At 68.7% G+C, this 9,898-nt stretch carries 14 protein-coding genes; 8 read left to right on the forward strand and 6 right to left on the reverse strand.

The window, feature by feature from the left end; translation table 11 throughout:
• Positions 1-45: 45 nt before the first annotated feature.
• Positions 46-1,170 carry an acyltransferase family protein gene (locus tag O5K31_RS13430; protein ID WP_269714118.1) on the reverse strand — a complete coding sequence of 375 codons (1,125 nt, stop codon included), beginning with the start codon at positions 1,168-1,170 and terminating at the stop codon, positions 46-48.
• Positions 1,171-1,319: 149 nt separating this feature from the next.
• Between O5K31_RS13430 and O5K31_RS13435 the strand changes: the two genes are divergently transcribed.
• From O5K31_RS13435 to ygiD, 4 genes are all read left to right on the forward strand, one after another.
• On the forward strand, positions 1,320-1,508 hold the full coding sequence (locus O5K31_RS13435; protein WP_269714119.1) for a hypothetical protein: 189 nt from the start codon (positions 1,320-1,322) through the stop codon (positions 1,506-1,508).
• 2 nt (positions 1,509-1,510) lie between these two features.
• Positions 1,511-1,741: a hypothetical protein gene (locus O5K31_RS13440; RefSeq protein WP_269714120.1), complete on the forward strand. Its 231-nt coding sequence runs from the start codon at positions 1,511-1,513 to the stop codon at positions 1,739-1,741.
• 194 nt (positions 1,742-1,935) lie between these two features.
• Positions 1,936-2,079: a hypothetical protein gene (locus O5K31_RS13445; protein ID WP_269714121.1), complete on the forward strand. Its 144-nt coding sequence runs from the start codon at positions 1,936-1,938 to the stop codon at positions 2,077-2,079.
• A 66-nt stretch (positions 2,080-2,145) separates the two neighbouring features.
• Entirely contained in the window at positions 2,146-2,913 is a 768-nt protein-coding gene (ygiD, locus tag O5K31_RS13450) for a 4,5-DOPA dioxygenase extradiol (RefSeq protein ID WP_269714122.1), read from the forward strand.
• A 118-nt stretch (positions 2,914-3,031) separates the two neighbouring features.
• Here ygiD and O5K31_RS13455 read toward each other — a convergent pair whose 3' ends face one another.
• Positions 3,032-3,733: a DJ-1/PfpI family protein gene (locus O5K31_RS13455; protein WP_269714123.1), complete on the reverse strand. Its 702-nt coding sequence runs from the start codon at positions 3,731-3,733 to the stop codon at positions 3,032-3,034.
• A gap of 82 nt (positions 3,734-3,815) precedes the next feature.
• On the opposite strand from O5K31_RS13455, the gene O5K31_RS13460 reads away from it, so the two are divergent.
• Genes O5K31_RS13460 through O5K31_RS13470 form a run of 3 tightly spaced genes read left to right on the forward strand, consistent with a single transcriptional unit; the run spans position 3,816 to position 6,046 of the window.
• Positions 3,816-4,757 (forward strand): GlxA family transcriptional regulator, encoded by a 942-nt coding sequence (locus O5K31_RS13460; protein WP_269714124.1) that lies wholly within the window; start codon positions 3,816-3,818, stop codon positions 4,755-4,757.
• Between the two features lie 57 nt (positions 4,758-4,814).
• Positions 4,815-5,510 (forward strand): TMEM175 family protein, encoded by a 696-nt coding sequence (locus O5K31_RS13465; protein WP_269714126.1) that lies wholly within the window; start codon positions 4,815-4,817, stop codon positions 5,508-5,510.
• Positions 5,507-6,046, forward strand: coding sequence for a DUF1697 domain-containing protein (locus O5K31_RS13470; RefSeq protein WP_269714127.1), 540 nt, complete (start codon positions 5,507-5,509; stop codon positions 6,044-6,046). Before O5K31_RS13465 ends, O5K31_RS13470 begins: the two co-directional genes overlap by 4 nt.
• On the opposite strand, the gene O5K31_RS13475 is transcribed toward O5K31_RS13470, so the two are convergent.
• Positions 6,043-6,573: a DUF1003 domain-containing protein gene (locus O5K31_RS13475; RefSeq protein WP_269714128.1), complete on the reverse strand. Its 531-nt coding sequence runs from the start codon at positions 6,571-6,573 to the stop codon at positions 6,043-6,045. The genes O5K31_RS13470 and O5K31_RS13475 overlap by 4 nt on opposite strands.
• 60 nt (positions 6,574-6,633) lie before the next feature.
• Entirely contained in the window at positions 6,634-7,803 is a 1,170-nt protein-coding gene (locus O5K31_RS13480; protein ID WP_269714129.1) for a cell wall hydrolase, read from the reverse strand.
• Positions 7,804-8,143: 340 nt separating this feature from the next.
• On the opposite strand from O5K31_RS13480, the gene O5K31_RS13485 reads away from it, so the two are divergent.
• Positions 8,144-8,329, forward strand: coding sequence for a hypothetical protein (locus O5K31_RS13485; RefSeq protein ID WP_269714130.1), 186 nt, complete (start codon positions 8,144-8,146; stop codon positions 8,327-8,329).
• Between the two features lie 109 nt (positions 8,330-8,438).
• Here O5K31_RS13485 and O5K31_RS13490 read toward each other — a convergent pair whose 3' ends face one another.
• Positions 8,439-9,449, reverse strand: a complete 1,011-nt coding sequence (locus O5K31_RS13490; protein WP_269714131.1) for a hypothetical protein — start codon at positions 9,447-9,449, stop codon at positions 8,439-8,441.
• Between the two features lie 15 nt (positions 9,450-9,464).
• A complete protein-coding gene (locus O5K31_RS13495) occupies positions 9,465-9,797 on the reverse strand; it encodes a PadR family transcriptional regulator (RefSeq protein WP_269714132.1) in 333 nt (110 codons plus the stop codon).
• Positions 9,798-9,898: the final 101 nt, after the last annotated feature.

The raw sequence follows: 9,898 nt of genomic DNA on the forward strand, positions 1-9,898 counted from the left end.
TCTCGAAGCACGCATTTCGTCCGCGGCAGAACGAAGTGACAGCGCCTAGATTGGCGTGGTCTCCGCCACCTTCGGCTTGCCCCTCAACCACGGCGCCAGCCAGTCCTGAAGCGGTTGATCCACATACTTGTGGAACAGCCACGCCACGCCCATCGCCGCCGGGAAGGCCAGCCACCACAGCGCCCACTGCACGCCCAGCCATATCGGCACCGCCCGTACCGCCGCATGCTGGGCGGTGAACCACAGGAACCCGGTGAAGGTGTGGGTGATGAACAGCGCGAAGGAGAGCTTCGCCGCCTCCTCGATGATCTTGGACGGCTTGCTAACCGGCAGGCGGCCGGCGCCCAGCACGATGGCGGCGATGCACAGGATCGACGGGAAGTCGAAGCGGCCGAACATCTGCAGCACCACCAGCACCGCCACCCCGCCCCACAACAGGGCCCGGGCTACGGGTATGGATGGCCAGCCCAGCTCCACCGCCCGCGCCAGGCAGGCGCCCAGGGCGAAAAGCGGCGCCGCGCGGAACAGGCCGTCATTGAACGGCAGGTCATAGAGCGGCCGATCGAACAGCTTCCAGGACAGGGCCGCGAACGCCAGCACGCCGGCGATCCCGATGGCGGGCAGCAGGAACGCCCACCGCACGCTGGCCACGCCCCGCCACAGGAACGGGAAGGCCGCGTAACAGACGATCAGCGCCGACAGCGACCAGCTCGGCAGGTTCCAGCCGTCGCCGCCCTCGAACACATGCCAGGCGTGGATGAGCAGGGCCTGCAGCGGCAGGTCGCTCCACACGAACCGCGTCGGGCTGTGCGCGTCGGTGCCGGTCAAGTTGAACAGCGCCACCGCCGCGGCGAAGACGCCCAGGACGATCAGATGCGCAGGCCACACCCGCATGACCCGGCGAAGCAGGAAACGAAGCGCCGTCACGCGCCCGGCCAGGACCTGCGGTCCATAGGCCCGCCCCAGGACGTAGCCGGACAGCAGCAGGAAGAAATCGGTGGCCAGAAAGCCCCGCGCGAAGACCGGATGCACCCGCCAAAGCTTCCACGGTCCCTCGGACCCGAAGTGGTAGAGCACGATCAGCAAGGCGGCGAGAAAACGCAGGGCGTCCAGCGCGCCGCCGCGAACGGCGGGGGAGACCTTGGGGGCGCTGGCGACGGACGCGTTCACGGCGCCGTCCATGGCACAGGTCGCGCGGCGGCGAAACAGGCGAGACGTCACGCTCGGTCGAGTGTGGCGGATTTGGAACGACCAGACTTGGCCTTAGGAACGGGCCCGCGACCCCATGGGTTATCTCTCCCAGCAGAAGGAGAGGCCAAATGTCCAAGCAGCCCCCCATTCCCCCCGAACAACGCAGCGCGACCGGCGGCGACGAGGCGAAACTGCGTGACGCCAAGGCGCCGCACGACAGCGCCGCTGAGCGGAGCGGGATCAACCCCGACCAGCAGGGCCAGACGGCGAACACCCGCCAGAACACCACGCCCCATCTCAGCACTCAGGATCGTTGACCATGCCGGACAAGCACCCCAACACCGAACGCTGGGGCGGGCCCGGCGCCAGTCACGAAAACGCCGACCGGCCGCAGCCGCCCAAGGTCGATCCTCGCGCTCCCGGCGAGCCGACCAACACGCGCCACAGCCATGTCTCCGGAGGCGGCGGCGAGCGCGATATCCACCATGCGCGAAATGCTCACGCAAAGAGCGATTTCGAGGCGAATTCTACTCAGAGAGCCAAGCCCTAGAAGGGATTGCGCGATTTTCCACTTTTAAAGCGCCGCCGTAGGAACCCCTCGGCGGCGCGCTCGTTTGGGGCGGCATGACTGAGATCATGCTCGACGCGGGGGCGCGGCTTGAGCAGCCATTTCACACCGGAGTCGCCTCGACTCCGCGATCACGCAGACCTTTCCGAATTGAGCGGGACACGAGCTCGGCCCTCATGGGTCTGTCCGTTGTGTTCGCTGGCACGGTCTGGGTCCTGGTGACGATGTTCACCGCCCCTCCGCCCGCCTCCGAGCGCGAGCGACTGGCGGCCGAGGCCGCCCGGACCGAGGTCGCGAGTTACGTCTCGACCGGCCAATAGCCGCTTGAAGCACGGGGTCGGACAGCCCATCTGACACTGCAACAGTATCAGATGGATCGCCTACCCATGTCTCGCATGCCCGTCCTGTTCCTTGGCCACGGCTCGCCGATGAACGCCATCGAGGACAACGCCTGGTCGCGCGGCTGGGCGCGGATCGGGGCGGAGCTTTCCCGCCCGCGGGCCATCCTGATGATCTCCGCCCACTGGGAGACGCGCGGCGTCGCCGTCACGTCGGGCGCCGCGCCCCACACCATTCACGACTTCTTCGGCTTCCCGCAGGCCCTGTTCGACGTGCGCTATCCCGCGCCGGGCGATCCGGCCCTGGCCGCGCGGGTGGCCGAGCTGTTGTCGCCCGAGCCCGTGACCTTCGACGCCCAGCGCGGCTTCGACCACGGTGCCTGGGGCGTGCTGATCGCCGCCTATCCCAAGGCCGACATTCCCGTCGTCCAGCTCAGCCTCGACCGCAGCCGCACGCCGCGGGAGCACTACGATCTGGCCCGCCGCCTGGCGCCCCTGCGCGACGAGGGCGTGCTGATCATCGGCAGCGGCGACATCGTCCACAACCTGCGCGCCGCCGATTTCCGCAAGCCTGAGGCCCCCGCCTGGGCCGACCGCTTCAACACCACCGCCAAGCGCCTGATCGAGGCCGGCGAGCACGGCCCGCTGATCGACTACGCCAGCCTGGGCGAGGACGCGGCCGCCTCGATCAACAGCGCCGAGCACTACCTGCCCCTGCTCTACGTCCTCGGCGCCCAGCAGCCCGGCGACCCCGTCTCGTTCTTCAACGACGACCTCTTCGCAGCGATCTCGATGACGAGCGTGAAGGTGGGGTGAGGCAGCTCCTCCCCCGTTTACGGGGGAGGGGGACCGCGTCAGCGGTGGAGGGGGCGTGACTGGGCTCAGTGGATGGGGTCGCCCCCTCCACCATGCTGCGCATGGTCCCCCTCCCCCGCTATGCAGGGGAGGAGATTTTCAACCGCCCCGCCGCCTCCACCGCCGCCGCGCGGCGCTCGTCCATGCCGTCGTCGTAGATCGCCTGCACCCGCTCCAGCACCTTGGCCGGGGCCGTGGCGGGAGAGCCGGCATTGAACGGCGGGTGCGGATCGTACTCCACGGCCAGCTGGATCATCTGGGCCACCGTCTCGCCCGCCAGTTCGGCGATCAGGGTCAGGCCGAAGTCGACGCCCGCCGTCACCCCACCGCCGGTGATGAAGCGCCCGTCGCGCACCACCCGCTCGGCCGTCGGGATCGCCCCGAACAACGCCAGCTGATCGCGCCACGCCCAGTGGCAGCCGGCCTTCTTGCCCGTCAGCAAGCCCGCCGCCGCCAGCACCAGCGAGCCCGTGCAGACCGAGGTCACGTACTTCGCCCCCCAGGCCAGGCGCCGGATCTCGGCGATGAAGGCGTCGTCGAGCATGGCCTCGGTCACCCCGAACCCACCCGGCACGCACAGCACGTCGCAGCGCTCGATTTCACTCAGGACATCCAGATTGGCGAAGGTCAGGCCGTCCGCCTCCACCGGCTGTCCGTCCAGCGACGCGACGCTGACCTTCGCGCCGGGCAGGCGCGCCAGCACCTGGTGGGGACCGGTGAAATCCAGGTGCGTGACTCCCGGAAAGATCGCGAACACGATGTGGGTCTGAGGCGTCGTCATGGCGGGCTCCCTGCGGATTTGACGCCGCATCGTCCCTCACCTACCGTCTGGCGCAAATGACATAGTTCCCTCGGATACGGTCATGACAAGGCGGCTGGGCTTTCTGATCTTTCCCGACTTCCAGATTCTCGACGCGTCGGGACCCGTCGCCGCGTTCGAGATCGCGGCCCGCTTCTCGCCCGGCGCCTATGTCTTGAAGATGGTCTCGCGAGACGGCGGGCTCGTCCCCTCCTCCTCCGGCGTGATGATGGCGTCCGACAGCTTCGAGGACGTCGGCCCGCTCGACACCTTGATCATCGCCGGGGGCGAGGGCACGCGCTCACCCGCCATATGCGACCGCACCCTCGACTTCGTGCGAGCCAGCGCCGCCGACGCGCCGCGCATCGCCAGCGTCTGTTCAGGCGCCTACATCCTGGCCGCCGCCGGCCTGCTGGACGGCCGCAAGGCGACCACCCACTGGCGCCGCACCCCCGACTTCCAGAAGCGATATCCGGCCGTCAAGCTGCTGCCCGACCGCATCTTCGTGCAGGATGGCCCGGTCTGGACCAGCGCCGGCATCACCGCCGGCATCGACCTGGCCCTGGCCATGATCGCCGCGGACCTGGGCGAGGAGATCGCCCGCCAGACGGCGCAGGAGCTGGTGGTCTATCACCGCCGCCCCGGCGGTCAGTCGCAGTTCTCGGCCCTGCAGAGTCTCAAGGGCGGCGGTCGCTTCGACACCGTCCTGTCCTGGGCCCGCGAAAACCTCACCGAGACCCTGTCGGTGGAACAGCTAGCCAGCCAGGCGGCCATGAGCCCCCGCCACTTCGCCCGCACCTTCACCGCCGCCGTGGGCTCCACACCGGCCAAGGCGATCGAGCGCCTGCGGGTGGAGGCCGCCCGCGCCCTGTTGGATTCCGCCCCGCTTCAGGTGGAGGATGTGGCGCTGGAGACGGGCTTTGGCGATCCGGAACGCATGCGCCGCGCCTTCATCCGCGCCTTCGGCCAGCCCCCGCAGTCCCTGCGCCGCTCCGCCCGCGCCTGAGGCCTTTCCACCGAACGCAGCGCGGCTAATCTCCCCCTCGGGATGGGGAGCATGTTCATGATCGGAACCGAGAAGACCGAGGCCGAGGCCGCCAAGCGGCTGGACGCCTTCGTGGACGCGGCCTTCGCCTTCGCCCTGACGCTGCTGATCATCACCGGCGGCTTGCCGCCCGCCAGCATGGCCGATCTCGCCACGGCCCTGGGCCGCATCCCGGCCTTCGCGGCCAGCTTCGCCCTGATCGTGCTGTTCTGGATGCAGCATAGGGCTTTCGGCCGCATCACCGCCCAGCGCGACGGCTGGGCCACGGGGTTCAGCCTCGGGATCGTCTTCGTGATGCTGATCTACGTCTTCCCCCTGCGCCTGCTGGCCGAGGGGACGTTCCACTTCGTCTTCGGCCAGCGTCTGCCTGGCCGCGGCCTGATCACGTCCTTTGCCGACCTGCGGACGCTCTATGTGGTCTATGGCCTGGGCTTTGGCCTGTTGGCGGGCTTGTTCGCCGGACTCTTCGCCGCCGCCCTGCGCGCGCCGGATGTCACCGACGCCGGCCGGATCGAGGCGGGCCTGACGGTGCGCATCTGGGCCGTGATCGCGATCATCGGCCTGCTGTCGATCCTCGCCGCCGCCTTCGTGCCGATCAAGCTCGCCCCCTGGCTGCCTGGGTCGATCTACGGGGTCATCCCCCTCGCCGTCTGGCTCCTCGCCTCGCGCCAGTCGAAAACGGTCGCAAAAGTCCAGGCAGGAGCCGAAGCGTGAGCCGCCATATCGCCCTGCTGCGCGGGATCAACGTGGGCGGACGTGGCCTGCTCTCCATGGCCGACCTGCGCGCCCTGGCGGAAGGCCTCGGCTTCACGGAAGTGAGGACCCTGCTCCAAAGCGGCAACATGGTGTTCAACGCCGCCGGAAAACCGGCTGAGCTGGAACGCAAGCTGGAAGCCGCCCTCAAGGCGCACGCCGGGCGCGACATCCTGGTGATGATCCGCACCCCGCGGGAATGGGCGGCGATCATCGACGCCAACCCCATGCCGGATTTCGCCGCCCAGCATCCGAGCTTCTACCAAGCCTTCTTCATGAAGGAGCCGCTGGAGCCCGCCGCCCTCGCCGCCGCGCTGGAATCCCATGAAGGACCGGAGACCTTCCACCTCGACGGGAGGACGATCTACGTTAGTTTCCCGGGAGGTATGAGCCAGTCGGCTCTGATGGACAAGCCGTTGGACAAGCGGATCGGCGCCGTCACGACGGCCCGCAACTGGAACACCGTGCTCAAGCTGCGCGACGCCGCCGGCGCCTAGGCCGCGCCCAGCCGCTCCACCTTGGCCTCGACGCGCTCGACCATTCCCGCCAGCTCCTCGGCGCGCAAGGCGTCCAGCCGGTCATGTAGCCGCATAATCTCCAGTTCGGCCCTCAGATTGACCGCGTAGTCATGCTCGGCCGCCGCCCGGTCGCGAGCGGCTTGGCGGTTCTGGCTCATCATGATGATCGGCGCCTGGATCGCCGCCACGGTGGACAGGATCAGGTTCAGGAAGATGAAGGGATAGGGGTCGAAGGCGTGGCCCCAGGGCCTGAGCAGCAGGTTGATCCCCACCCACAGGATCAGCGCCGCGGCGAAGCCTCCGATAAAGCCCCACGATCCGCCCACCGCCGCCACCCGGTCGGCCAGACCGTCCCAGAAGGCCGGCTTGGCGCGCATCTCCGACGGCAACCGCGTCGGCGCCTCGTCGGCGATGAGGTCGATGACGCTGCGCTTCAGCGGCGTCAGCTCGGCATAGGGCATGCCCAGCAGTTCGCGGGAGAGACGGTCTCGGATGGGGTCGGTCATGCAGGCCTCCTGGCGGGTGCGTCATTGGACATCACCCGCCAGGGGAAGCAACGGCGGCGCTTAGTCCGAGCCGCCGCCGATGGCGCCGCTGACGGCCTGCGCCACCTTGTCGGCAGCGGGCGCGGCCTTGGCCGGCTTTTCCGCCGCCGGAGCCGGAGTCTTGGCGGCGATCGGCAGGGCCTTCGCCGCCGGGACGATCTTCACGCCGTCCACGGCCGGACCGGCGGTCAGGGTCGCCGAAGCGTCCGACTGGGCGTCGCTCAGGGCCGAGCCGGCCATGTACAGCCCGCCGGCCGGCAGGGCCGGAGCCGAGGGCGCGGGCGCCAGGCTGGCCAGCACGGTCGGCGCCACGTCGGTCGCCTTGGCTAGGGTGACCTGCGGCTGCTCGATATAGGCCGGCGCGCGCGAGCGGCCGTTGAACTTGTAGAAGATGTGCAGCCCGACCTGGGCGACGCGCATCATGCGCGGGCCCCAGTTGGGCGCCACCGCCGTGGTGTGGAAGTGGGTGGCCGAACCGACCTCGCCCATCACCGCCCCGGACAGGGCGCGGGCGGCGATCTTTTCGGCGCGGGTCCAGGCCCCGCCTTCACGGCCCCGACGCATGGAGCCGTCGCAGGCGAAGCTGAATTGGCAGCCCCCGCGGGCGCTGGCGCGCTGGAAGACGACGCCGCAGACGGTTTTCGGGAAGGCCGGGTGACGCACGCGGTTCAGGACCACCTGGGCCACCGCCTGCTGACCGCGCGGACCTTCGCCGCGGGCTTCGTAATAGACGGCCTGGGAAAGGCACTCGAGCTCGCGGGCCTGGTCCAACGCGCCGCCGAGACGGAAGGGCTCCGCGGCGGGATTGAAGCCCCCGCCGAGGCTGGCGCGGAGCACGAAATTGCGGTCGAGGTTGGAACCGGTCGCCTGAGCCTTGCGCTCTAGACGGGCGGCCAGAATGGCGGACTGCCGATCCCGCGCGGCGTCGCCGGCGACGGTGAACGGATCGTGGCGGCGGGCGACCGACTGAGCGCCGGCGTCCATCCGCACGACGGCCTGTTGCAGGGCCGTCTCGGAGAACCCTTCGGCCGCGGCTGCGGCCAGGCGGGTTGAGCGTGCGTGCTGCGTAGCGGTCTGGGCCATGCCCCCCGCCAGGTAGGCGCCACCGAGGATCAGGCCGACGGCCGTACCAATCAATGCAGCGCCGAACAGCGCACGCGCGTCCGCGCGTGTCTGGGTCTTAAGAGACAAAAGAGTCGTGTCCTATGCGGCAAGGGCAGGATGCGCCCTCTGTCGTACGCCCCGCCAGGACCGTTAACCTTCGTAACGATCAGTCCTGACGAAGCGGAGCAGGCCGGTTCACGTCAGCCCAGCTCCAAGTCGTGAAAACGTCTTATGGCGAAATCCGCCCGGATTCGCAAGCACGCTCCGCTGGCGGGACCATGAGTCGCTTCGCTGACGACTGCAAGATGCCCCGTTAAGCGTTGCTGCAAAAAAGATTTTTCCCTGCCTTGGACGCCCGGAAATAAGCCCTCGGAACCCGTTCGCAAGCGTCGCCGTTGATAGGCGAACGAAGTTCTGGAGGGTCCAAATGGTTAAGCTCGCAACTATTCTTGCCGTCGCCACGGCAACGCTCGCACTGGCTGCCTGCGGTCACAACGTCGAACAACGGGCCGCCACCGGCGCCGCGACCGGCGCGGTCGTGGCCGGTCCGGTGGGCGCCGTGGCCGGCGCGGCCGTGGGCACCGTAACCAGCAAGGCCGTCGACAAGAACTAGGGCGGACTTGGACTGGAAGGCCGCATCCGCGAGTTCACGACGCGGATGCGGCTTCACCGTCGGTATCTCCCCGCCTAAGGCGAGGGAGGTGTTTCTGCGCGCCGACGCATCAGCCGCGGGCCAGCCGCCAGATTTCCCGCCCGGCGTAGCCGACGGCGATCGCCGCCGTGACCATCAGGCCGATCTCGACGCTCAGCTGGACCGTGGTCATCAGTTCCGGATGGGACGCCGCCTCCAGCTGGAACAGCGGACGGGCGTTCCACAACACCCAGACCAGCCCCAGCAGGATCAGGTGGCTGGCCAAGGCGAGACTCGCCCGCACCCGCACCGCCGCCGTCAGCAGCAAGTCCGATAGGCTCGCCGCGATCTGAACCGCCAACAGACCGGCGATCGGCCAGTGCAGGGCCGTCCAGATCGGCGCGGGGATCACCCGCAGCTCGTCGCCCAGTTCGCCGAACGATACCGGGGTCCAGCCCAGCCACCAGGCCAGCACCCAAAGGGTGACCACCAGTTCGAAGACGCTCTCAAACCGCGATTTGCCCCGCTGCTTGGGCGCGCCCGCCGTCGTCGAGCCGATGGCGCCCAGGCTGTTCAGGAACGGCAACCCCGGCAACGGGGGCAGATCGGGCGTCACCGCGGGCAGTCGTGACGGCCGCCAGTTGTCCAGGAAGTTCAGTTTCACCACGCCCCGCTCCACCAGCCAGCCGACGATGGTCAGCAGCCCCACCACGGTGATCACCAAGCCGACATAGTCGTTGATTCCTTGAATGATCACCTGCCCCAGCCGCTCCGGCCGGTTGAACAGGGCGATGACGGTCAAGATCGCCGTCACCAGGGCCCCAATGGCCAATGAGACCTTCACCGCCTGCATATACAGCGGATAGACGGCCGGGCCGATCAGCGGTCCCTGGCCGCCATAGCGTCCCGCGACGATCAGGGGGTGGCCGTTGGCCTGGATGATCGCCTCCTGCTCCTGCCGGGTCAGGGTGCGGCCAAGTTCGGCCTCCCTTTCCTCGAACCGGTTGAGCAGCAGATCGCGCAATTCGGCGACGATGTCGTCGCGCTGGGCGCGGGGCAAAAGGGCGGCGACGGCGCCCAGATAACGCTCGAGCAGGTCCATGTCGGATCCCCCTTCCTAGAGCAGCTTGTCGAGAGATGAGTTGATCGCCCGCCATTCGACGGCGAGCCGCGCCAGCACGCCCGCCCCCTCGGGTGAGAGGCGGTAGAAACGCTTCTTGCGCTTGTCCTCTTCCCGCCACTCGCTGGTCAGCAGGCCCTGGGCCTCCAGCCGGCGAAGCATGGGATAGAGCGCGCCTTCGTCGATATCGACGCCCACCTCGGCCAGGGCCCGGCGCAGGGTGTAGCCGTAACGCTCCTCCTGCAGCAGGGCGAGCACGGCCAGGATCAGGCTCCCCCGCCGCAGCTCCTGCTTGAGCGTCTCGAAAATGTCGGTGTCCGCGCCGGGCATACTGTGCGTCCGATAGTGTGTGACGCACACTGTATGTCACACAGTATAAAGGAGGGCAAGCCTTGCCCATCCGCACCAAAAGGAAAGCCGCCACCTATGCG

Source organism: Caulobacter sp. NIBR2454, from assembly GCF_027474405.1.
GTDB lineage: Bacteria > Pseudomonadota > Alphaproteobacteria > Caulobacterales > Caulobacteraceae > Caulobacter.